Annotated in this window: 20 protein-coding genes and 2 pseudogenes; 9 read left to right on the top strand and 13 right to left on the bottom strand. The window is 69.1% G+C overall.

Annotated elements, in window-relative coordinates; all coding sequences use genetic code 11:
• Positions 1–61 precede the first annotated feature (61 nt).
• From PV721_RS25645 to pdhA, 3 genes are read right to left on the bottom strand one after another with little or no spacing between them, the layout of a single operon-like run.
• Positions 62–1,483, bottom strand: a complete 1,422-nt coding sequence (locus PV721_RS25645) for a dihydrolipoamide acetyltransferase family protein (RefSeq protein ID WP_319728113.1) — start codon at positions 1,481–1,483, stop codon at positions 62–64.
• Positions 1,480–2,499, bottom strand: a complete 1,020-nt coding sequence (locus PV721_RS25640) for an alpha-ketoacid dehydrogenase subunit beta (RefSeq protein ID WP_319728112.1) — start codon at positions 2,497–2,499, stop codon at positions 1,480–1,482. The genes PV721_RS25645 and PV721_RS25640 overlap by 4 nt, the downstream gene beginning before the upstream one ends.
• A gap of 5 nt (positions 2,500–2,504) precedes the next feature.
• Positions 2,505–3,641 (bottom strand): pyruvate dehydrogenase (acetyl-transferring) E1 component subunit alpha, encoded by a 1,137-nt coding sequence (gene pdhA / locus PV721_RS25635; protein WP_319728110.1) that lies wholly within the window; start codon positions 3,639–3,641, stop codon positions 2,505–2,507.
• Positions 3,642–3,791: 150 nt separating this feature from the next.
• Between pdhA and PV721_RS25630 the strand changes: the two genes are divergently transcribed.
• Positions 3,792–4,262, top strand: coding sequence for an Lrp/AsnC family transcriptional regulator (locus tag PV721_RS25630; protein WP_030830767.1), 471 nt, complete (start codon positions 3,792–3,794; stop codon positions 4,260–4,262).
• A gap of 12 nt (positions 4,263–4,274) precedes the next feature.
• Here PV721_RS25630 and PV721_RS25625 read toward each other — a convergent pair whose 3' ends face one another.
• From PV721_RS25625 to PV721_RS25610, 4 genes are all read right to left on the bottom strand, one after another.
• On the bottom strand, positions 4,275–6,059 hold the full coding sequence (locus PV721_RS25625; protein ID WP_416371182.1) for an aldehyde dehydrogenase family protein: 1,785 nt from the start codon (positions 6,057–6,059) through the stop codon (positions 4,275–4,277).
• The gene (locus PV721_RS25620; protein WP_319728103.1) at positions 6,047–7,093 is read right to left on the bottom strand and encodes a histidinol-phosphate transaminase; all 1,047 of its coding nucleotides are present in this window, start codon (positions 7,091–7,093) and stop codon (positions 6,047–6,049) included. The genes PV721_RS25625 and PV721_RS25620 overlap by 13 nt, the downstream gene beginning before the upstream one ends.
• A gap of 1,144 nt (positions 7,094–8,237) precedes the next feature.
• Positions 8,238–8,717 carry a hypothetical protein gene (locus PV721_RS25615; RefSeq protein ID WP_319728102.1) on the bottom strand — a complete coding sequence of 160 codons (480 nt, stop codon included), beginning with the start codon at positions 8,715–8,717 and terminating at the stop codon, positions 8,238–8,240.
• A 363-nt stretch (positions 8,718–9,080) separates the two neighbouring features.
• On the bottom strand, positions 9,081–9,491 hold the full coding sequence (locus PV721_RS25610) for an acyl-CoA thioesterase (RefSeq protein WP_030302928.1): 411 nt from the start codon (positions 9,489–9,491) through the stop codon (positions 9,081–9,083).
• 673 nt (positions 9,492–10,164) lie between these two features.
• Between PV721_RS25610 and PV721_RS25605 the strand changes: the two genes are divergently transcribed.
• On the top strand, positions 10,165–10,437 hold the full coding sequence (locus PV721_RS25605; protein ID WP_319728098.1) for a hypothetical protein: 273 nt from the start codon (positions 10,165–10,167) through the stop codon (positions 10,435–10,437).
• Positions 10,434–10,958, top strand: a complete 525-nt coding sequence (locus tag PV721_RS25600) for a hypothetical protein (protein WP_319728096.1) — start codon at positions 10,434–10,436, stop codon at positions 10,956–10,958. The genes PV721_RS25605 and PV721_RS25600 overlap by 4 nt, the downstream gene beginning before the upstream one ends.
• A 315-nt stretch (positions 10,959–11,273) precedes the next feature.
• Here the strand turns inward: PV721_RS25600 and PV721_RS25595 are convergent, their stop codons facing one another.
• Positions 11,274–12,182, bottom strand: coding sequence for a LysR family transcriptional regulator (locus PV721_RS25595; RefSeq protein ID WP_319728095.1), 909 nt, complete (start codon positions 12,180–12,182; stop codon positions 11,274–11,276).
• 275 nt (positions 12,183–12,457) lie between these two features.
• On the opposite strand from PV721_RS25595, the gene PV721_RS25590 reads away from it, so the two are divergent.
• The gene (locus PV721_RS25590; protein WP_319728094.1) at positions 12,458–13,321 is read left to right on the top strand and encodes a gamma-glutamyl-gamma-aminobutyrate hydrolase family protein; all 864 of its coding nucleotides are present in this window, start codon (positions 12,458–12,460) and stop codon (positions 13,319–13,321) included.
• A gap of 16 nt (positions 13,322–13,337) precedes the next feature.
• Here the strand turns inward: PV721_RS25590 and PV721_RS25585 are convergent, their stop codons facing one another.
• Positions 13,338–14,051, bottom strand: coding sequence for an endonuclease/exonuclease/phosphatase family protein (locus PV721_RS25585; protein ID WP_319728091.1), 714 nt, complete (start codon positions 14,049–14,051; stop codon positions 13,338–13,340).
• Between the two features lie 134 nt (positions 14,052–14,185).
• Between PV721_RS25585 and PV721_RS25580 the strand changes: the two genes are divergently transcribed.
• From PV721_RS25580 to PV721_RS25570, 3 genes and pseudogenes are all read left to right on the top strand, one after another.
• A complete protein-coding gene (locus tag PV721_RS25580; protein ID WP_319728090.1) occupies positions 14,186–14,440 on the top strand; it encodes a hypothetical protein in 255 nt (84 codons plus the stop codon).
• Positions 14,441–15,763: 1,323 nt separating this feature from the next.
• On the top strand, positions 15,764–16,237 hold the full coding sequence (locus PV721_RS25575; protein WP_319728089.1) for a lamin tail domain-containing protein: 474 nt from the start codon (positions 15,764–15,766) through the stop codon (positions 16,235–16,237).
• A gap of 53 nt (positions 16,238–16,290) precedes the next feature.
• Positions 16,291–16,984 (top strand): annotated as a pseudogene (locus PV721_RS25570) (IS5 family transposase).
• Positions 16,985–17,105: 121 nt separating this feature from the next.
• On the opposite strand, the gene PV721_RS25565 reads toward PV721_RS25570, so the two are convergent.
• The gene (locus PV721_RS25565) at positions 17,106–17,333 is read right to left on the bottom strand and encodes a hypothetical protein (protein WP_319728088.1); all 228 of its coding nucleotides are present in this window, start codon (positions 17,331–17,333) and stop codon (positions 17,106–17,108) included.
• A gap of 69 nt (positions 17,334–17,402) precedes the next feature.
• Here PV721_RS25565 and PV721_RS25560 point away from each other — a divergent pair, with 69 nt between their 5' ends.
• On the top strand, positions 17,403–18,062 hold the full coding sequence (locus PV721_RS25560; RefSeq protein ID WP_319728087.1) for a hypothetical protein: 660 nt from the start codon (positions 17,403–17,405) through the stop codon (positions 18,060–18,062).
• Positions 18,063–19,607: 1,545 nt separating this feature from the next.
• Here the strand turns inward: PV721_RS25560 and PV721_RS25555 are convergent.
• Both PV721_RS25555 and PV721_RS25550 read right to left on the bottom strand, forming a co-directional pair.
• Positions 19,608–20,132, bottom strand: coding sequence for a DUF3995 domain-containing protein (locus tag PV721_RS25555; RefSeq protein WP_319728086.1), 525 nt, complete (start codon positions 20,130–20,132; stop codon positions 19,608–19,610).
• Positions 20,133–20,158: 26 nt separating this feature from the next.
• The gene (locus PV721_RS25550) at positions 20,159–20,692 is read right to left on the bottom strand and encodes a hypothetical protein (RefSeq protein WP_319728084.1); all 534 of its coding nucleotides are present in this window, start codon (positions 20,690–20,692) and stop codon (positions 20,159–20,161) included.
• A 559-nt stretch (positions 20,693–21,251) separates the two neighbouring features.
• On the opposite strand from PV721_RS25550, the gene PV721_RS25545 reads away from it, so the two are divergent.
• Complete coding sequence (locus PV721_RS25545) at positions 21,252–21,569, top strand: hypothetical protein (protein WP_319728083.1); 318 nt, start codon at positions 21,252–21,254, stop codon at positions 21,567–21,569.
• Between the two features lie 371 nt (positions 21,570–21,940).
• Here PV721_RS25545 and PV721_RS25540 read toward each other — a convergent pair.
• A pseudogene (locus PV721_RS25540) lies at positions 21,941–22,255 on the bottom strand (MerR family transcriptional regulator); the annotation flags it as partial.
• Positions 22,256–22,730 lie beyond the last annotated feature (475 nt).

Below are 22,730 nucleotides of genomic sequence, written 5' to 3'. Positions count from 1 at the left end.
TAGATGGGTATAAGAGACAGGAAGCAGGGGAAGCAGGGGAAGCAGGGGAAGCAGGGTTGGATCAGACGTCGGCGAGCAGGATCGCCGGGCGTTCCACGCAGTCGGCCACGAAGCGCAGGAACCCGCCGGCCACACCGCCGTCGCAGACCCGGTGGTCGAAGCTGAGGGAGAGCTGCATGACCTTGCGGACGGCCAGCTCGCCGTCCACCACCCATGGTTTGTCCACGATGCGGCCCGCGCCGAGCAGAGCGGCCTCAGGGTGGTTGATGATGGGCGTGGATCCGTCGACGCCGAACACGCCGTAGTTGTTGAGGGTGAAGGTCCCGCCGGTCAGACGGTCGGGCGGCAGGGCCCCGTCGCGGGCCAGCCCGGTCAAGCGGGCGAGTTCGGCGGCCAGTTGTGCGGTCGTCATCCGCTGTGCGTCGCGGACGACGGGGACCACCAGGCCGCGTTCGGTCTGGGCGGCGAAGCCGAGGTGCACCTCGCTGAAGCGGACGATCTCCCGCCGCTCGGTGTCGACGGTGGAGTTCAGCTCCGGGAAGCGGTGCAGTCCGGCGACGCAGATACGGGCGAGCAGGGCAAGCAGCCCGATGCGGCGGCCGGGGTCCGCGGCCTGCATGGCCTTCCGGGCTTGGAGCAGGCTCGTCGCGTCCACGTCGACCCAGGTGGTGGCGTCGGGGATCTCGGTGCGGCTGCGGGAGAGCTTGTCCGCGACGGCGCGACGGACGCCGCGCAGCGGGATGCGCTCGGGACCGTCCGGCGCCGGCCGGGCGTGCGGTGCACGGTCCGCCGGGGGCCGGCGATCCGGGGTGACCGGTGCGGCATCGGGGTCCGTCGCGGGCCAGCCGGCCCGCCCCACGGCCTGCTCGACATCGCGTCTGAGCACGACTCCTGCGGGCCCCGAGGGCGTCAACCCGGCGAGGTCGATCCCGTGTTCCCGCGCCATCCGCCGTACGAGGGGCGATATGACCCGGGGAGCGTGCGGCCCGCCGTAGGGCGCCGCCTCGACAGCAGTGCCGCCTCCCCTCGCGTCGCCCCCGCGTCGGCGGCGGCGACGCGGTGCCGGGCCGTGGCCGGTGCCGTAGCCGATCAGGACGTTGCCGGACCCGGCCTGCTCCTCCTCCCGGTATCGCTCAGCCGCGGGATCGGCCGACGTCGAACCGACTGGAGGTTCGCCGGGAGGCGTGCCGCCCAGGCCCTCCCCCGTACCGCCGGGCCGGCCGGAGGTCGGCGTACCCACCGTGATCAGCGGCTTCCCCACCTCCAGCGCCGTGCCCGCCTCCGCGTGCAGTCGCAGCACCGTCCCCGCGTACGGGACCGGCACCTCTACCGCGGCCTTGGCGGTCTCGACCTCGATGACGATCTGGTCGATCGTCACCGTGTCGCCGACCGCGACCTTCCACTCGATGATCTCGGCTTCGGTCAGCCCCTCACCGAGGTCGGGCAGCCGGAACAGCTGCTCCTGAAGCGCTGCGGTGCTCATGCGGCCGTTCCCTTCAGCAGATGCCGGGTGTCCGGCTCGTCGCCGAGCTGGAGACGGTCGACGGCGTCGAGGATCCGGTCGACGCCCGGCAGATGCGCGTGCTCCAGCTTCGGAGGCGGGTACGGGATGTCGAAGCCGGCCACCCTCAGGACCGGCGCCGCCAGCGAGTGGAAGCAGCGCTCCTGCACACGGGCGGCGATCTCCGCCCCCACGCCGGCGAAGCCCTGGGCCTCCTGTACGACCAGGCAGCGTCCGGTCCGGCGAACCGATGCCGTGACCGTCTCGTCGTCGAAGGGCACCACCGTCCGCAGGTCCACGACCTCCAGCTCGATGCCATCGGCCGCCGCCGCTTCGGCCGCGGCCAGGGCCACCGGAACCGAGGGCCCGTACGCGACGACCGTGGCGTCACGGCCCTCCCGTCGGATCGCGGCCCGCCCGAACGGCAGCGCTCCGCGCCGCTCCAGGTCGACTTCCTCCTTCGACCAGTACAGCTTCTTCGGCTCCAGGAAGACCACCGGGTCGGGGTCGGCCACGGCGTCCCGCAGCAGCCAGTACGCGTCCTCGGCCGTCGCCGGGGTGACGACTTTCAGGCCCGGCGTGTGCGCGTAATACGCCTCGCTGGAGTCGCAGTGGTGCTCGACTCCCCCGATGCCGCCCGCGTAGGGGATACGGATCACCATCGGCAGCGCGAGCCGCCCCCGGGTCCGGTTGCGGAGCTTGGCCACGTGTGAGGCGATCTGTTCGAACGCCGGATAGGCGAAGGCGTCGAACTGCATCTCCACCACGGGCCGGAAGCCGCCCATCGCCATGCCGACGGCCAGTCCTACGATGCCGGCCTCGGCCAGCGGGGTGTCGAAGCAGCGCTGCTCGCCGAAGTCGCGGGTCAGCCCGTCGGTGATCCGGAACACGCCGCCGAGCGGACCGACGTCTTCGCCGAAGACGAGCACCCGCTCGTCCTCGCGCAGTGCGTCGCGCAGTGCGGTGTTCAGTGCCTGCGCCATCGTGACCTTGGCCATGGCCGTCAGTTCTCCTGGGTTTCGAGTGCGGGGGAAGCGGCGTCTTCGGCCAGTTCGGCCGCGAGCAGGGCGCGCTGTTCGCGCAGTTGCGGAGTCGGCTCGGCGTAGACGTGGTCGAAGAGCTCCAGCAGGTCGGGGACGGACTCCTCGTTCATGCCCGCGCGCAGCTCGGTGGCCAGGGTCTCCGCCTCCTCCCGCACCGCCACGACGTCCTCGTCGGTGAGGGCGCCGCGGGCCCGCAGGTACGTTTCAAGACGGCTGACCGGGTCGGCGGCGCTCCACCGTTCGACCTCCGCCTCGTCCCGGTAGCGGGTCGCGTCGTCGGCGTTTGTGTGTGCGTCCATGCGGTAGGTGTGCGCCTCGACCAGGACCGGTCCGTGCCCGGCACGGGCGTGCTCGACCGCCGCGGTCAGCACCGCCAGCACGGCGACCAGGTCATTGCCGTCGACCTGTTCGGAACGCACCCCGTGTCCGATGCCCTTGTACGCGAGGGCGGGCGCCGCGGACTGCCGGGCCAGCGGCACGGAGATCGCGTACTTGTTGTTCTGGACGAAGAAGACGACCGGTGCGCGGAAGACGGCAGCGAAGTTCAGCGCCTCGTGGAAGTCCCCCTCACTGGTCGCCCCGTCCCCGACGAGGGCCATCGCCACACCGTCTCCGCCTGTGCGGCGCAACGACTCCGCCATGCCGGTCGCGTGCAGCACCTGGGTGGCCAGCGGGGTGCATTGGGGGGCGACGCGGGTGGCGACCGGGTCGTATCCGCAGTGCCAGTCGCCGCGCAGCAGCGTCAGCACCTCGAGCGGATCGATGCCCCGGGCGACCAGGGCCACGGAGTCACGGTAGGTGGGAAACAACCAGTCGTCCGGCCGCAGCGCGAGTACGGCACCGATCTGGCAGGCCTCCTGGCCCCGGCTGGACGGGTAGACCGCGAGCCGCCCCTGCTTGGTGAGCGCGGTGGCCTGGGTGTCGAACCGGCGTCCCAGGACCATCCGCCGGTAGGCCTCGCGCAGAACCTCGGGCGGAGGCTCGGTGTAGTCGGCCGCGGGCTTGGCCACCGGCGTGCCGTCCTCGGCCACGAACCGCACCGGCACGAGGGACGGCAGGAGGCCCTGGACCGTCTGGCGGAGGCTCTTCACGGACATGGGGGGCACTCACTTTCTCTGGACACTTGACGCGAGTATCGTCATCAATGCTGAATATGTGTTCAAGGTTTCCGGCGAACCGGCGACAGACTGGCGAACCAAGCACTCTGGGAGGGCAAAGTGTCCGAGCAAAACTCACCCTCGGAGTCGATGACCGGACGAACTGCCGTCCGGCTCGACGACACCGACCGGCACATCCTGGCGGGGCTCCTCGACGACGGCCGGGTGTCGATCAAGGCACTCGCGGACAAGCTGCACATCTCGCGGGCCAACGCGTACACGCGGATCAACAGGCTCATGGCCGAGGAGGTCATCACGGGCTTCAGCACGCGGCTGAATCCGCAGCGGGCCGGCCTCGGCACGAGCGCGTACGTGACGCTGACGATCGACCAGAATGCGTGGCGGGACACCTCCCGGGAACTGCGCGAGATCCCCTACGTCGAGCATGTCACCCTCGTTGCGGGCGACTTCGACGTCCTGGTGCTGGTCCGCACTCCGGACAACTCGGTGCTGCGCCAGGTCGTGCTGGAGCGCATCCAGGCGGTACCGGGGGTGCGCTCGACCCGCACCTGGCTGGTCTTCGACGAGGTGCGGGGACGCGGGACGCACTGGACTGCCTGACTGCTCGGTCACTCAGACGTCGACCAGCGCGGCAGCGGAACCCGCGTCCGGAGCCGGGGCCCGAGGCGACTCCGCAGCCCCGATGGGGGTCGGTCTCGGGGCCGCCTCCACGACAGGAGCCGGGGCCGTCCCGGCCGCATGCTGCCGGGACCGCACCACCCGGAACCGCCCGGTGACGAAGTGGGCGCCCTCGGGGGGCAAATCCGCGCCTGCTGAGGAGGGGTCCGCGGGGAAGTCGTCTGCGAGGTTCTGCACCAGGTGCACCCCGGCGTCCAGTGCTGCCGTCTCGGCGACCGCCAGCACCAGCGGGTCGGTCGAGTGCACCGTGGCGTACGACGCCCCGTGACGGCCCACCGTGCGGCGGAAGAGAGCCAGACTGTGCGACGTCGAGTCGGTACCGACAAGGAATGAGACGGGCCCCGGCCACTCCCTGGCGTAGATCCGTTCGTCCTGCGCCGCCAGCCGGACGAGCAGGGGGCTGCGCACATCGGCGGCCGGATGATTCGGATGGCGCAGCGCTCCGGAGGCATGGAGCACGGTGCCGTACCGCGTGGCCTCCGCCAGCCCCGCCCGCACCGCATCGCTGGCGATCGCGCCCAGCAGCCTGGCCACGCGTGCGGGATGCCCGAGCAGCCGGTCCACGGCCTCGCCCAGGTCGGCCCCGAAGTCCCCCAGACTCTTGCGCCCTTCATCGGTCGCGATGCCCGTCGTCGGCACCAGGATGTTCTGCGGCGTGGTGCGGACCGTGCCGCTGCACCGGCACAGGGAGTGGGCCAGGCCGCGCACGAGATCCCGGTAGTCACCGGTGGAGTCGACGATCACCGTGTTCAGGCCGGTCCGGTCGACGAACGTGGCGGCTTGGCGGGCGTGTTCCTTCAGCCAGCCGGCGAACTGCGCCGATCCGGTGAAGTCGACGATCCGCACCGCCGGGTCCGTGGCCAGCCTCTCGTGCAGCCGTTCCGCTGGTTCGGCCACCGCGAGGGTCACGATGTCCGGTGGGTGGCCGGCCTCCGCCAGCACCTGCCGGGCGACGCGCACGGTGATGGCCAGCGGCAGCACGGAACGCGGATGCGGGGCGACGATCACCGGATTGCCGGTCACCAGGCTGGCGAACAGGCCCGGGTAGCCGTTCCAGAGCGGATAGTCGGGGCAACCGATGAGCAGCGACACTCCGCGGGGCACCAGGGTGCTGGTGCCCCGCATCGCCGACGGTTGCCCGCTCCCTTGGGTCCCTTGACCGCTCTCCCAGTTCAGGTCCGCTGGAACGCGCTCCGACTCCGCGAAGGCAAGGGCCACGGCCTCCAGCGCACGGTCCTGGGCGCGCGGCCCCGCGGACCGGAACGCCGCCTGCGGCGGCTGCCCCGTGGTGTGATGCACCGCAAGGGCCAGCTCATGGCTGCGGGTGTTCAGCCGGCGCAGTATCTCCACGGCCAGCCCGGCGCGTCGGTGGGGGCCGGCGACGCGCCACCCGGCCGTCGCCTGGGCGGCAGCCGCCACCAGAGCTGCCGGGTCGCATCGCGGGTAACCGATGCCCATGCCGATCCCATAGGGCGAGGACTCGGTGCACACCCGGCCGAGCTCGCCGGGCTGGTCGAGCTCGAAGGGCCGTCCCAGCAGGGAGCCGAAGACCTTCACAGCTGTTCGGACCGATCTCATGCCCGCGTCGGCAGCATCCTGTCCGGTCGCCTCCGTGAAGGGCCGCCGGCATTCGCCGGCGGCGAGGGCCCGCACGGCTTGCTGAAGCAGCTCGCGATGCCGCTCATAAGGACTGGGGTGCACGGCCTTCAGCCTCTCCAGGTCGCGGCGAGATCGAGGAAAGCCTCGTTCTCCTGCGGCAGTCCGATCGTCACCCGGACGCCCTCCCCGAGGAAAGGGCGGACCACGACGTGCCCGCCAAGGCAGTGGACGGCGAAGTCAGCGCTCTCGTCCGCGAGCGGTAGCCACACGAAGTTGGCCTGGGAGTCGGGGACTTCGAAGCCCAGCGCGTGCAACATCAGGGTCACGCGCTCCCGTTCGACGACCGTGAGGGCGGCCCGCCGGGCGACTTCCGCGCGCTCGCCGAGGGCGACGACGGCGGCCTCTTGGGCGAGGGCGCTGACGCTGAACGGTACCTGCGTCTTGCGCACATGAGCGGCGATCCACGGCGGCGCCACGCAGTAGCCGACGCGCAGTCCCGCCAGTCCGTAGGCTTTGGAGAATGTCCGCAGAACCACCACGTTCGGGCGGTCGCCGAGCAGGGCCAGGGCATCGGGGACCAGCGCCGGATCCGCGTACTCACGATAGGCCTCGTCGACGACGATCAGGACGTCTTCCGGGACACGGTCCGCGAAGTCGAGCAGCGCCCGCTCTCCGACTGCGGTCGAGGTGGGGTTGTTTGGGTTGCAGACGAAGACCAGCCGGGTCCGGTCGGTGATCGCCGCGGCCATGGCGTCGAGGTCCAGCGCATGGTCGAGCAGTGGGACCCGTACCGCCACACCGCCTGCGACCGCCGTGAGAATCGGGTACGCCTCGAAGGACCGCCATCCGAAGACGACCTCGTCGCCGAAGCCGACTACCGAGTGCAGCAGCTGTCCGCAGACCTCCGAGGATCCGGCGCCCACCGCGATCCGATCCGGCTCGACCTCGTGGTGCCCGGCTATCGCCTGCACGAGTGCGGTGGCGCTCAGGTCGGGGTAGCGCGACATGCCGCCGGCCAGCTCCGTAAGCGTTGCGGCTACACCGGGCAACAGCCCGTACGGGGATTCGTTGCTGGCCAGCACTACCGCGCCGGGCACTTTGCGGCCCGGGACATAGGCGGGCAACTGTGCCAAGGATGTACGGACACGCACCATGCTCGACTCGCTTCTGAATCGGTGGGGCCCGAGGCCGTGCCTCCGGGCACTTGACAGGTAAAGCGTGAACAGCAGAGGTCAAACGCTCAACTGTTTGGAGAATTCGGCGACAGATCGCATCAATCCGGCAGCCGGCACGGCAAGCCGTCTCCTCGCCTGCTGGTTCGGCCCCCCGTCACGAGACGGACTGGGCGCGGCCCACCAGGCGTCGATGACTACTCTCGGCTACAGGCAGGCCTCACTGGTTGCCCCGACGCCTGCCGCCGGCACGGTCCGTCAGAACTGGTCCCCACGCACTCACGAGGTGCCTGCACCCGTCCGCTCCGATGAAGAGGATCAGGCCCAAGTCACCACTCTCCCAAGGTAGTTGCCGTCACCGGTGGCGACTCCCCGCGACTGACGGCCGACAGTGCGGGAACGGCCGAGTGGTGGGTGCACTCGTTGTCCCTTCTTGCCCGCAGGGCACCCGCCGGTGCTCTCTGCCTGCTCCGCCCCCCGCCCGGGATGTCGGCCTGTGAGGAGGTGACATATCCGGACTCGGGAACAGGCATCACACACGGGAACCACGGGCGCTGCTCGACGAAGAGGTTGCGGCAGGTGGCACGTGCGACTCACGCTCCTGCCCGCGGCAGAATCCTGCAATCGCACGGAAGTAAGCGCAAGTAAAGACGCCTTTGTGTTGGATAAGCCATGCTTACTACGCGCGCGGTAGCCCCCCCGTCTCGCGCCTCTCCGGCGGCCCCGGAACCGCGCTGCAGTCGACGACCAGAGCGGAGCCGGCCTGACATAACAGGCTCAACCAGCTCGGCACCGCCGCAGGCGACATCAACGGGCAGCGGCCCATACCCCAGCCTGCCGCACCAGCGGCGCGTGACCCGACCGCGCCGCCTACCGGGCCCCGTCCGCGGCACGGCCCCCCAGGCCATGGAGTCGATGAGGTGCCTGATCAACGCGCAGCGCACAGCGCGGGCTGCCTCCCCTCACCGCCACATCGTGACCTCCGGACGCTGCCTGCCGTGATTCCCCCGTCGCCGCCGACGGTCCGGGCGCCCGCCAGGCGCAACCACTGCCCAGCGCGTAGGACGTCCCCGCCCCGGACCGACACCAATGACGCCTCACCACGTGGCCACGTTCGCGGGTCAGGCTAGTCGAGGACGCGCCACGGCTTCGGGAACCATACCCAGCGCCCATTGACGTGGGCCATTCCGTCGTACGCCTTACCGAGAACTTCGCCTGGCTCCAGATACTCCCACTGGTAGATCATCGTTCCCGGTTTGAAGTGAGGGGCCACCCTCTCGTATCCACGGGGGAATTCTTCAGTAGCCTCATTCGGCCAATCCCTGAGGGCGTCCGTGGTAGCCTTCGCCACCTTGATCTCGGTCTTTTCAGGGTCGACGTCAAGCGTGGCGAGGGGCTTGGACCAGATCCACCTTTCATACATCTTCTCGGCTTCGGCCGCGAACTCCGGCTCGAAGACCACTGCATAGTCAGCGGCGTTCGGCTCCAGCGAAGCCACCACATCCTTGTCAAAACGTGCAGCTACGATCAGCTTCCGGAAGCCTGCATCCGTGTTCGGGTATTGTGCCGCCTGAGTTGTGCTCGACGGCGTCTCGGTGGGGTGCATTCCCTGACCATTTGCGGAACACGCACTCAGACTCAACAGACACACAACACAGAATGGGACAAAGCGATTCTTCACTTGTTTCTTTCTTGTGCGAGTGAGGCGGGTCAGACTTCCTGCCTCATCGGAGGTTGTGACCTACTCGTCCCGCGGCACGATCGATGAGCCGCGGGGCGGAGACGGATTGAGAACGGCGAGGTCGCGCCCTCAGGCCGAGCAGCAGGGTGTCATTCGAGTCATTTCATTACGTCGTTATTACCTGCCCGGCAACACGGGATGACGATGGCCTTGTTCAGCCGGCCCACTCGGGCGTGATCGGCGGTCGTCCCCCATGGCGGTGGGACTCCGGCCGGCTCGGTCAAGCGGTCATTGCTGCGTCAGAAAGCCCGTGAGGTAGGCGCGTTCAGCCTCGGTGAGGCGCCGCGGGCGCTTGCCCTCCAGGTCGTAGGGAACCATCGTGGAGGCTGCCCTCGCGTACAGAGTCCCTTCGTCCTTCACCTCGTAGGCAAGGCTGAAGGACACCGCCCTGAGGCCGGTGACCCAGACCTCGACGGTGACTGGCGTTTCGCGCCACTCCAAAGGTGCCTTGTACTCGATCTCGTGCTTCGCGCTCACGCAGCCCGCTGTGAAGGTGTCCACACCGGCTATGGCGGCCTGGCCGCCAAGTATGTCGCTGCGCGCTTCCTCGAGATAGGTGAGGAAGACGGCGTTGTTGACGTGCCCGTAGACGTCCATGTCCGACCAACGGACTGAGCAGCGGTATTGATGGCGAGTCATTCCAGTCATTCCATTTCGTCGATATTACCCGCCCGGAATCAGGGCAAGGCGATGGGCATTGTTTCAGCGGTCCACTCGGGCATGGTCGGCGGTCGCCCCGCTTTCTTGTTTCCGTGCGGATACAGCCCCGTAAAGCCTGCTTCGGCCCGGTCCGCCGCAGTGCGGCGGAGAGAGGCGTGCGCGGTTTACCACCCACCCGCTGCAGCTCCGTCAGGGGCGCGCCCCGGATACCGATCCGAGGCCCACGGCCGCTGGCGCCCGGCAAACATAACACGACCATAAAGGGTCGCTTTTTTCCATCGGTATTACTCGGAAACTCCCACTTGATCACCACGCGAGTCGGGGGGCAGAGTATTCGCGGACTGAATCGGTGGGGCCCTGGCAGGACCATTGGCATTGCCGAGCCAAGGGAGCGCCGGTATCGCCCTCGCCGAGAGCGCTATCACGCCATGAGGAAGCTGCCGACCGATGCAGCTCGGGACAACCACCGGTCGCACGCAAAGTGCGGGATCTCGCGCCCGCGTGAGTGATAGTAATTCCAGGAGCTGCCCCAACGCAGCAGCCACCGAAGGGCTAAGTCAGGGCATTCAGAATCTGAATGCACTAGGTTGTGGCCATGCCTCGTGCCTCATTCGCAGCGTTCCCCTGTTCGCTGTCGCGCGCCCTGGATGTCATGGGTGACTGGTGGTCTCCGCTGGTCCTGCGCGACATCTCTCTCGGTATTGACACTGTTGAGGATCCGGTACGCGACCTTGGCGTGCCCCACGCACTGCTGAAGAATCGGCTCGACAGACTCGTGGACGGCGATGTGCTGGAACGGGTCGAGTACTCCGCGCGTCCCCAGCGGTTCGTTCGTCCGGAGGGGGTCTCGGATCAGCCGGGCCCGGGCGGGCGCGCAGCGCCCGGCACTCTCGTCATTGCCGAGCGCCTTGCGGGGATGGCATGACTGATCACGTCGCAGCTTGGCGAACGGCCGGCGAGGCGGGGGATGCGAGAGCGGCAGTAGCCGCGCTGTCCGAGGACGTTGAGCTCGTTTCGCCACTGACCGACCGGTTCACGTTTCGGGGGCACCGTGAACTCGAGGAACTCCTGACGAGCGTGTTCGAAGTGTTCACCGGCATCCACTACGAGGCACAGTTCCAGGACGGACAGCACGCGGTTCTGCGCGCCGCGGGTCATGTCGGTCGCCTGCGGTTGGAGGAGACCCAGTATCTCGATCTCGACGATGAGGGCCGTATCCGACGCCTCACCCTCATGATGCGCCCGCTCACAGCCGCCACCCGTTTCTTGCGCGTGCTTGGGCCTCGGGTTGCGAGCCGGCAGGGACGGCCGGGCACGGCGGGAGTACTCATCGTGGCGGGCGCATGGCTCGACTCGGTCGTGGCCGGCGGAGATCGGGTCTTCATGCCCATGGCCAGTCCTGATCGGTCACGTCGGCCAGTCCAGGTCGACCGCCCACCGGCGTGATCGGCTGTCGGCGGTGTTCCTCCACCGCGGAGGCGTCCATGTCGGGGGGCGACGTTCATGCCCACGCCGGGCTGCCATGTTCGCGGCCACGAGACCGGTGATCGGTCAGCGCCACGATGTCGCCACGTCGAATCACGGCAGCGCTCATGCGGAAAGAGGTTTCCGCGTCCCGTCACTACACGCAGCGGTCAGCTCCCCAGGAGCCTCCCGAGGGCGATTGTTTGGCAGCACCCGACCTGGGTGACGGGCGCCACGATGCATGCATTCGCAAATGATCGAATGTGCGAGTGCACCGCCGAACGGCTGGTCGGGGGCTCAGGCAATGACTGCCCGGACCTGTGCTGTCAGCATTCGCTCGAGCGCCAGCAGCGCTTCGGGGGCGTGGCGGGTGTCGAGGCGTACGGTGTAGATGAACCGTGTCAGCTCCGGGTTGGCCAGCGGTCTCGCGACAACATTGGCCACACCGCGGGGCAGGGCCAAGCGGGGCAGTACCGCGACACACAGGCCCGCGGCAACGAAGCCCAGGATGGTGTTGAAGTCGTCGCCCTCGTACTCGAGTCGGGCCTCGAAGCCTGATGTCTTGGCCATCTGGGCAAGCAGCTCCAGCCGCAGCGCGGCCTCGGGCGCGGCGACCCACGTCTCGCCGGCCAGGCTCGCCAGGTCGATGACCTCCCGGCTGGCCAGCTCGTGGCCGGCGGGAAGCACCGCCACGACGGGGTCCCGTGCAACCAGGGTCCGGCGCAGTGTGCGCGGCGGCGGCTGGGGAATGAAGTCGTAGTCATAAGTCAGGGCAAGGTCGGCGTCTCCCCGTTTGATCCGGCCGTAGCCGGCCTCGGGCTCCAGCTGCGAGAGGCTGACCCGGACGTCGGGGTACGACGTTTGCAACTGCGCGAGAGCCTTCGGGACGATGCTCGTGGCGGCCGAGGCGAAAGCGCCGAGCCGGATCCGCCCGGACGTGCCGGCACGCAGGGCGTCGAGTTCCAGGGCAGCTGCGGCCAGCGCGGAGCGTACCCCTTGTTCGGCATCGAGGAGGACCTGGCCGGCGGGCGTGGGACGCACGGGACGGCGCTCCAAGACTCGTAGTCCTGCGCGGCGTTCGAGTTCGGCGATCTGCTGCGAGACGGCGGGGGCGCTGTAGCCGAGTTCGCCGGCGGCGGCGGCGAACGAGCCGTGGCGCACCACGGACTCCAAGGTGGCGAGCAAGCGGGGGTCTGGCATCTGCATGGGTTAAGCCTGGCTTACCTAACGGGAAGATGTCATTTCTTGTGCTTAAGGAGGAACGCCAGCAGGATTCTGCCACCGGGCAAAGTGTGATCCGTCTCGCTCCCTGCCGTGGCCGTCCCCTTTCCCACACCGCGAGGTGCACCCGTGCACCCGCTGTGCCGTGCCGTGCAACGGAGCCCTGCCGCCCCACCGCGCAGCGCTGCCCGCAGCCGTCGCCGGCCCGGAGTCAGGGGGACGGTCAGTGATCTGACTGCTGCATATGAAAGGGGCGCTGCGTGCGCAAGCCACTTATCGGAATCACCACTTACCTCACCGACGCGCGGTGGGGAGAGTGGGAGCTGCCCGCCGCACTGCTCCCCGCGGCATACGCCACATGCGTTCAGGCTGCCGGAGGCCGGGCCGTCCTGCTGCCGCCCGATGCGCCGGGCGCGGCGGCCGACGTCGTCGCGTGTCTGGACGGCGTCATCCTCGCCGGAGGTGAGGACCTGGATCCCGCCCTGTACGGGGCCGAGCCCCACCCGCTAGCGGGCACTCCGGTCCCCGCCCGCGACCGGTGGGAGCGCGCAGTCCTCAAGAACGGTCTGGACCGCGACATTCCCGTCCTCGGAATCTGCCGGGGCATGCAGCTGATGAACGTTCACGCGGGCGGCACGTTGATCCAGCACCTGCCCGAGAAGGTCGGGCACGACGCCCACAACGTCCATCTCGGGTTCTTCGCGCCACATGCCATCACCACCGTTCCGGGCACCCGTCTGGCCGCATTCCTGCCCGGGACCAGGCAGGTGGCCACCCACCACCACCAGGCAGCCGACCTCCTCGGCGCAGGCCTGGCGGTCGCTGCCTACGCCGAAGACGGCACAGTCGAGGCCATCGAAAGCACCCGGCACCACTTCGCCCTGGGCGTGCAGTGGCACCCCGAGATGAGTGCCGACCAAGCAGTGATACGGGCTCTGGTGTCGGCAGCCGGGCAGCGTACAACGGCAGGGTCGCACGAGCCGGCTGAGCAGCCAGCACCGGTCGGCGGCGCTCCGTCCGAACGTCCTGCAGCCCCTGGCGCCACCGCCCGCTCGGCCACCACATCCGGCAGCGGCGCCGCAGCGGCCAGCGCACCGGCAGCGTCCGTGCCTGCTCTGCGCTAGGGTCGGGGCGGGTAGCTCACATGGTGACGGTCGCGCGGACCAGATTGTGGTCCGAGAGGCCCTCCGTGCTCTCGACCGCTGCGTTGCTGACAACAGCGCCCCGCACGACCACATGGTCGATCCACTGCGACTTCGAGCCTGACGTGCGCGGCCGTGTCGGCAGGCCGTCTGTCGGTAGGTCCGCGACGGCGAAGCCGGTTCCCAGAGCCGACGCTACGGTGGCTCGGTCGGTGTTGAAGTCCCCGAGAAGCACTGCTGCGCATCCCCGGGGAGAGGCGGCCAGTTCGGCCAGGCGTGCCAGCTGGCGCGTGCGCCGCTGATCGCCGCTCACGTGCGTGGCGACGATCAGCATTCCGTCGGTCTCGACGGCGAGCGCGCCTTTCCCCGGGTCGTCCTCGAAGGACTCGGCAGTGACCTCCCGGCTCGGTCCGTCGACCAGGAGCACGAGGTACTCCTCGGGGTCGCGCAGCGAGCAGGTGCCGTGGCGCGGTGCCGGGACGCGCGGGTACCTCAACGCGTGGACACTCCGGCCGGTTAGGGCACGGCGGAGGCTGGCCAGTTGGTCACCGCTGACCTCCTGCAGGGCGATGACGTGCTCGTCTCGTCCCACCAGCGACTCCGTAACCGCGGCGATCCGCTCAGACTCGTCCGGGCAACCCCTCAGGACGTCCTCGCCCCAGTTCTCGGCGTGGACGCGGTGCAGAACGTTCCAGCTGGCAACCGTGATCATATGCCGCGAGGTTAGACGATTGCGAGCCCGCGCCGAAGAATCGGTCAAGGGGTCCCCGACCTCCTCTTCCGCGACAACGCCAATGCCAGCCGTGGCCTCCTCCTCCGCAGGACAAGCCCGCCGCCAACGGCGGAGTGGACCTCGCATCCATCGCCGCCTCCGTCAACGCTGAAGGAGGCCAGGACTACACCTACGCCACCACCGGCTGTGGACGGACCACCATCCCCCAGATCCTGGGCACCGCCGACGCCACCGGCCACGGAGTCCCTGACATCTGGGCCGTGGACGCCAGCGGAAAGCAATGGCTCCACCAAGGCCGAGCAGGAGCGATCCGCCCCGCCTCCGGCGTGGACGAAGACAACTGGAACACCTTCCTCACCATCGGCTAACAGAACACACGCAGTCGCAGTACAACTGGACACGGCTGCGCCCTGTCGGGAGATCACTCCCGGCAGGGCGCAGCCGTACTGTGTCCTCGACGGCATCGCGGCGCGTCTGACTTCTCCGGGCGTCGGCCACCGGCATCGACCACCGCACCGGGGGCGGCGGCCCCGTTCCCGTGAGCCCCTCTCACCCTGCTGGGTGAAAGGGGCCCGTGGGGACGTGGGGAGCCCGTAGGGTGCCGCAGGAAGATCCGCTGCCGGAAGGAACCCCGTGCGTCTGCCCCGCCTCGTAGCCGTGGGCGGCCGGCAGGTCCACTCGGCGCCGCACCGCGCCTCCGCGGACGGCGGCAGCCACTCGGTTCGACCGGGCCGTGGCCCGCACCCGACGAGCCGCGTGCTCGGACGCCGGACCTCGGTCCAGTGAGTGGTTGGGCGGCCCGGTACTACTCCCGCCAGAGCGCTCTGGTCACCGGGCCTCGCCCGCGCACGCCCTATCGGCGCGGACTGCGCCCGACCATAGCCGCCGCCAGCCATCACCCCGCATCAGAAGCACAGCGTTCGGCATCCTGTGTGACATGCGTGGGCGAGGGTTGACCCCCGGCGCTGACACCGCCACCACCGGAGCCCGCCCCTCTCGCATCCCCCGCACCGTACGCCGGGCAGCCGGCCCGGTTTTCGCAGCGGTCGAGGATGAGGAGCCGGATGTGCGGTCGGTGACGGTGTCGCGGGAGTGGATCGGCGTTCGTGAGGCCGGGCGGACAGGTGGTGCCGAGGCCGGAGCGGGACGGCCCGCGTAAGCGGACCGCTCCGGCGTAGCCCAAACCACTCACACATCCAAAATGGGCACCATCAACCCAACACGCCTGCCCGGGCTGCCGCAGACGGATGCTGCACAGGTCATCCAGGACGCAGTACAGCTTCGTCATGGCCGGCCAGCGCCGATGGAACAGGTGTCAGTACGCCAGAACCGTTTACACACATAGATTCGAAAAAATGGCAGAAGCGGCTGTTACGGGGCCTTGAACCCGTTCGGCGCAGGGACTGCGGGTGACACAGAAGCCAGGGGTCGGGGGGCGGGCCACTGCGGGCCATGGGCCTCCTGGGCAGGAATCGGACCGGCCCACCCGAAGGTCAATGAGGCCTTGACGCATGCCCCTTACAAGGGAGAGTTACCGACTTGTCTGGATTGGGCAACACAGGCCGTTTTCATTGCTTTCGAGCGTGATTTGGCGCCAGAGTGTGGCTCCTCGGCAGGACGCCGGGAACTGTTCGGAGCCAGCCCGGCGTGCACCAGGCCGGGCCAGGCTGACCGTTGAAGGAGCCATCCGCATGTCTGCTTCTCTCGCCACCCGCCGCACTCTCGCCGGCCTCCTGGCTGCTGGCGCCCTGATCGGCGCCGCAGCGGTGCCGGCCGCCGCCGACGACCACCTGCGCGACCACCGCGGCCCGCACTCCTCCATCGTCATCGGTGACGTCGAGAACGCCGGCCGCGGGCGCGACAACCGCGCCCTGAACAGCGAATGGGTCGAGGTGAAGAACACCGGCCGCCACAGCGTCGACCTGCGCGGCTTCACCCTCACCGACAAGCAGGGCAACCGCTACCGCTTCCACGGCTTCCGCCTCGACGGACGCTCCAGCGTCAAGGTCCACACCGGCCAGGGCCGCGACACCCGCCGCGACGTCTACCAGGACCGCCGCCACCAGATCTGGGACGAGCGCGACACCGCCACCCTCCGTGACAACCGCGGCAACGTCATCGACACCGAGTCCTGGGGCCGCCGCGGACGCCACCACGGCCGCTAGGTTCTGTCCGGCGGATCTTGTCACTGCCTTCTTGCCTGGTCGTTGGGTCCGGCATGGGGCGGGGCGATCTGACGAATGCGGAGTGGGTGCGGCTGGAACCGCACCTGCATGCGGTACAGGCCGAAGCCGACCTGGCGGGCAAGCTCGACTGGACCATGGTCGGCGTCGACTCCACCACTTGCCGCACCCACCAGCACGCCGCCGGAGCCCGCAAGACCACTCCGCGAGTCCCGAAAAAAGGACCACGCCTCGGAACCACCGTCCCGACGAGGGGCTCGGCCGGTACCGGGGCGGCCTGACCTGCAAGATCCATCTCGGTGGCGAGGGTGGCTGCCGGCCCCTGGCCCTGCTGGTCACGCCGGCCAGTGGGGCGACGCACCCCAGTTCCCCGAAGTCCTCGCACGGATCCGCGTCGCCCGGGCCGGCGGCGGGCGCCCCCGCACACGCCCGGACCACGTCAGCGGCGACAAGGCATACAGCTCACGCCGCAACCGCGAACACCTGCGAAGACGGCAGATCAAGCACACGATCCCCGAACCGAAGGATCAGCGAGCCAACCGCAGGCGCCGTGGCACCAAGGGCGGCCGTCCCACCGGCTTCGACAGGGATCTCTACAAGCGCCGCAACGAGGTCGAGCGGACGATCAACCGGCTCAAACCCCACCGGGCCGTCGCTAACGACAAGCGCGCCTATGTCTTCCACGGCACCGTCACCACCGCCGCCATCCGACTCTGGCTCCGTGCGTGATCCGCCGGGCGAGGGGGTTGCCACCTGCCGACGGAGAACGTAGTGCGGAGCGGGTGCGGACGCTATGCGTGTGCCCTCTCCATCCACAGACAGGGAGGGCACACGTCACAGGCGTGAAGCCTCAGCTGTTGGCGCAGGCAGTAGCGGGAGCCAGTACCCCAGCCACACCGGTGCAGAAGTTGCCGTTGTTGGCGAGGTTGAGGAGGCCGTTCTGATTCTGCATGTTGCTCTTCCAGGTCCAATTCCATTCGCTCGGAGCGGGACCTTCGTCGGCCATGGCTGGCGTGGCGAGGGAGACGGCGGCTCCGGCGAGGAGGATGGCAGTGAAAGCGCGCTTCGCGATGTTCATGTTGTGATCAACGACGTCGACTCCACGAAGACACCTTGATCCGTCGGACAAGTCCTAGCCGCATGCTCCATGTCTCTGGAACAGTTCAACGGCCTGGTGACCGTCTTCGAAAGGGACCACGCTCTCGCACGGGACATCATCCACCAGGCCCATAACCACGCCCCCGACGCATGGTCCGCCCTCACCGCACCCCAGCGCGGACGGCTGCACCTGTGGGCGCACCAGGCTCTGCCACGGCAACTGGTCGCCTCCGGACGCGCGGTGCGCAGCGATCCCACCGAGGAGTTCTCTTCCCAGATCCTCAGCCCGCTGCTCGCACAGCCCTCGGCGGAGCACGCCGCAATCCTTGAGGAACTCGCCAAGCAGACCGGAAGCGTGTGGCTGCGCACCGAAGCTGCACAGATGCGGAATGCCGTGCGCGCCCAGCAGTGGCGACCGCCGACAGCTGCAGAGGTACGCGAGGTACTCACCGCGCCGTCACGCCGGATCATCGGATCTGGGGAACAGCTCGCCGCCGTCATGGCCGAGATCCTGGAAGACGTCGGCGACGACCTGCGCGCGGACCGCGCCCTGCGCTGGCACCGCCAGCGCAGCCACAACGGCTGTCCGTGCCCCGGTCGACACGGCCGTGCTCCGGCACCCCGCCTGCCGGGCCGTAGGGGTCGGTGCGCAGAACAGCGGCGCGCAGGGCTGCCCGGATCGAGGCCCGGGAGGGGTAGCCGGGTGTGACAGCGGTGCCGGTGATCGTTTTGGTGGCGGTATCGATGAACCACGTCAGCCACGGGCGCACCAGGTCTCCGTCGGCGTCGACCAGGAGCGGGGCCCGGACGTGGTCGGTCTCCCAGGTGTGGTTTCGCCACAGGCGGGGCCGGCGGGCGAACACGTCGTGGGCGCGGGCTGCTTCCGGCCGTGTGCGAGGGCCGCGCGTTCACCCGCGGTCAGGTCACGGCGTACGGCGCGCAGAAACGTCGCCAGCGACGGCAGCGGGTCGAGGACCGTTACCGCGTCGGCTGGTGGCCCTCCGGGGAGGTTGGCGGAGGGTTGCCCGGTCGTCTGCCGGGCGCGGGCCGCGAGCTGGCGGTGGACCGCGGTCGCTGTGCGCGAACAGCACCCGTATGTCGGCGGTGACCTCGAACCTGTCCCCTGACCGCCTCGTCCCAGCCGCGTAGTCGCTACGCCGGCCGCCCCGGCATCGGGTCGGCCGGTGCAGGACCGTGCATGCGGATCTCGAACCTGCGCGGTCAGGAGCAGGACCAGGCCTTTTGGTGCCGAGCGCGGTGGCCACCGCTACGGCGGACAGGCCGTCGTCGCACAGCGCGCCGGCAGCCTCCCGCCCTACGCGGGCGGCGACCTGCTCCAGCACACCCGCGGCGCGCAGCGCGGCCAGCGGCGCGTCCGCGGCCGTGGCGGTCACGTAGCCTGCATGTCCGCGACGGCGGGTTGGAGCCGTTGTTGTAGTTCGTTCGGGTGGACTCATGGGATGGCCCGGCCACGGGGATGAGTGAACACCACGGGCCTGCTGACTGCCCCAGATCAGCTCGGCAAGGGGGTGTCACTGGAGCTTCCACAGCCAGATGCCTTCCGCAGGGCCATCGACCGCGTGGAAGCTCGTACCACGTGCGAGGACTTTGCCGTCGCGGCTGAACGCCAGGAGGGTGGGGACGGCGCGGACGACGGCGCCGCCTCTACCACGGTGAGCCACCGGGGTTCGGGGCGGGCCTCCGACCAGGGCGCGCACCTTGCCGTCGCCGGAGAGATGCGCGGCCGATGCCTTGTCGGCCGATGTAGGCAGTGACCCCGACGGGTGGGATGGTCGCTTCCGGCCCCGCGGTCGAGGCCGCTCGTCCCCCCTCAGGGGAGGGTCCCGCCGGTCAGGGTGCAGCCCGGGCCGCTCTCCGGATCAACGCATTCTGGAAGGCACCCACGCCGGGCGGTGCAGCCCTGCTCGCGCCGGTCGAGCAGGCTGGCCACCGACCGCTCGACGTCCGTAGAGCCTGCGTCGACGCCGTCAATCCGGTTGAGGCGTACCGGTTGGGCGAACCAGGGCGCGGTCCCGCACGAATCCGTCAGCCGCAGCAGCGAGCGGCAGGCGAACAGGGTGCAGTGGGCGGGGCATCGCGCTGCAATCGTCGACAGGGCCGGCCGGCGTTGGGAGGTATCCAGGTCGTGACGGAGCAGACGGCAGCCTCAGCCCCGGGCTTCACGACCTGGAGGAACAGTCCTGTCCGGTCCCGCCGGCTCCGCTCTCCGGCCTGCTGAACGCCCGGCCCAGCCTTACGGGCGAATACGGGGTTGGCGAACCGGGGTAGCCCATGCGGTCGTAGCCCACAGCAGACCCCACACCAGAAAATAGGGAGACCAGAGCAGCAGGTCCACACGGGACAGATAGCGCGCGATCTCCACGTCGGACGGACCCACGTGAACGCTGCCCGTCAACACCATGACGTCACCGATGAAGCCAAAACCCAGCACGCCACACGCCCGCAACACCATGAGGCATCCGATGATCCACATCGGCACGGTCAAGAGCCTGCGTGGCAGCACATGTCCCCAGGGCCGCACTGTGGCGAGCGCCGCCAACGCGCCCACGACGACCAGGCCAACCGAGATCCAGTGGCCGGCGATCGTGCCGGGGGTTTGCGCGACGAGCTCCTCACGGGCCGACCGCGGCAAAGGAGCACTGGAGGTGAGCGCCGTGCCGCCCAGCGCCCAATAGAGTTTGAGCGTCCCGTAGCCGACGAGGGTCCAGACACAAGTCGCGTAGGCGGCCCATCGCCGTACTGACAGGGTGTGGCGCATCGCAGGCCGCGTGTCCACCCCTCCCTTCATTTCGTGTACCGCCCCGTGTTCGCCACGGCTGTGGTGTCCAGTCCCAGGCGGCGAGTGCAGATCCAGGCCATGGCCAGCCAGAGGCAGAGGGCGGCGACGCCCTGAACTGCGGCCCACGGCGACCATCCCCCGGGACCGGAAGGGAAGAGGACTTCCCGGGCCACGTGGATTTGACTGACCGCCGCCAGTGCGCCCGTTGCCCACAGCCCGAGGAGTAGCAGCGGGCGCGGTGCCAGACCGCCCCACGGCCGTACGGCGGCGAGCGCGATGATGGCGGAAAGCAGACCAAGTAGGGCCAGCATCCACTGGGTGGGCGCGACATCCGACGTCTCGGCGTACTGCGAGGCGCTCACCAGGGGCCCACCGGGAATGCCCAGGCGTCCTTGGGTCGCGTAGTAGCCCTTCTCCACCACGTATACCAGTTGGGCGAGAACGGACAGGTACGCGGGCCATGCCCATGTAAGGGCTACCGCGGTCGGGCGACGCGCCGGCCGCCACCGCCGAGCGGCTTCTGTCGCCTTCGCGTTCATGCGCCCGGCACCTGGCTCAGGTCAGGAAAGCTCGTCATGCGTTCACCATCACGCCGGCGCCCGCGCCCGGTCTTCATACCCGAGAATGAGCCATCTCCCCCGCGCGAGGGAGACAGAGAGAGAAAGCCTGACAGGGCTCACGATTTACGGCCTCATCCTGCAGCCCGGGAAGACCAGCGGCCCAGGTCAGAGCGTGGGGACTCTGATCGCCTTCGAAACCGCTACCAGCTTTCACATGGCCGGCTTCGCCGGCGCGTTCCCTCCCGACAGCCAGTCCTAGGCGCCCTCCATCCCCAGCGCCCTGTGCCCGTCTCCTGTCCTTCGCAGGCAGCCGCCCCCTTGACCTCCTCCGGAACGGGGGCGGCCATGACGGTGAGGCGGGCGTTCAGCGGCCGTCGTAGGTGCGGGCGGGGGCGTCGCCCCGAACGAGCGGTCAGGCAGAAGTAGAACTCGCCTCGGAAGCGTGACAGTTCCGCCAACGCCTCTCGCAGGGCACCACGATGCAGCAGACTCAACCTGTTGCGAAAGTGCGGGTCGTACCGGTTGCTAAGGTCCAGGCATGACGCGCCTGAAGATCGAGATATCCGTCCCCGAGAGTCATGCGGACGCTGTGATCGAGGCTCTCCACGCGGCGGGTGCCGGACGGGTAGGTGAGTACGCACGGTGTTCCAGCATCTGGAAGGTGACCGGCAACTGGCAGGCCCTGCCTGGCGCGCAGCCGTACGACGGCGACGTAGGCGCCGTTCAGCACAGCGAAGAGTGCCGGATCGAATCGGTCTGTGACGCAACTCAGGCCAGCGCCGTCCAGCAGGCTGTCCGTGATGCCCATCCCTACGAGCAAGCGGTCATCCACTTCCTGCCGCTGTATGAGCCGTAAGCAACGTCGTGAGTGGGCGGTATGTCCCGCGCCACGGCGAGTCGCAAACCGCGGAGCACCCGCCGAGGTCCGGCACGCGCTGCGCCCGCATCCCAACGGGCAGCCGGACTGGGTGCGGCGCCCTCCCGACGGCCGGGTCACCCGCACAGTGCCGGGCGGCAGCGAGTCCGCCAGGTTCGCCGACAGCACGCTGACGTAACCGTTCAGGTCCGCACCGTCCTGGCGCAGCGCCGCGGCCCGTAGTCGCCGCGCTGATGGCCGGGCGGTTCGGCCGCTGGCTCGATGGGGACGGGGCGGACGGCCACGACGGCCGCAACTGCCTCCTGCACACCTGACCCTCCGCGCGACCACGGACTCCGGCCCAGAAGGAGAGATTCGGCGGCGCGGCGGTATTCGGCGTTGATGCGCTGGGCTTCTTCGAGCTGGTCTTCGAGGATGATGATGCGGCAGGCGGCCTCGATGGGGGTGCCCTGGTCGACGAGTTCCCGGGCGCGGGCTGCGATGCGTAGCTGGTAGCGGGAGTAGCGGCGGTGGCCGCCGGCCGAGCGCAGCGGTGTGATGAGGCGGGCTTCGCCGAGGGCGCGGAGGAAGCCCTGGGTGGTGCCGAGCATGTCTGCCGCCCGGCCCATGGTGTAGGCGGGGTAGTCGTCGGCGTCAAAACAGCCGAACGAGTCGTCTGCTGTCATTGCACCTCTCTGTGGAACGCGTGGAGGGGCCCTGGTGCCTATGGCACCAGGGCCCCGAAGGAACTGCTACACCATCTGCCGGCTCTGCTAACTGCGCCGGCCTTCTCTGTCCGCTTACCCCGTCGAACGGGGACGAGTGGTGCGGGGATCGCGGTGCTTGACCGGAGACCACCTCACTATCGATGTCCTGCGGTACCCGGACTCGCGTGGCGTCCGGGCGATCCTGATGGCGTCCCAACTCCTCCGTTCTTCCCTCTGGTGATCAACTACTTACCTGCAGGGAACTGCTGCACTGCTGATACTGCGAACTGCGGGTACTGCTCGTGGCCTGACCAAGCGCCACGCTTCGGCAGCCAGCCCCGTCGCCCATCCTGCATCTGCTCTGGCTTAGAACCCCACTGCCGAACTTCCCGGTGCGCGCGCCCGCAGCCGACGCCTTCACCGAGGTGCTGCTCACTGACTTCACTGCTGGGTA

This window comes from Streptomyces sp. MB09-01, from assembly GCF_033794505.1.
Classification (GTDB): Bacteria; Actinomycetota; Actinomycetes; order Streptomycetales; family Streptomycetaceae; genus Streptomyces.
Note: the sequence above shows the minus strand (reverse complement) of the source record. Positions and strands in the feature narration are given on the sequence as shown.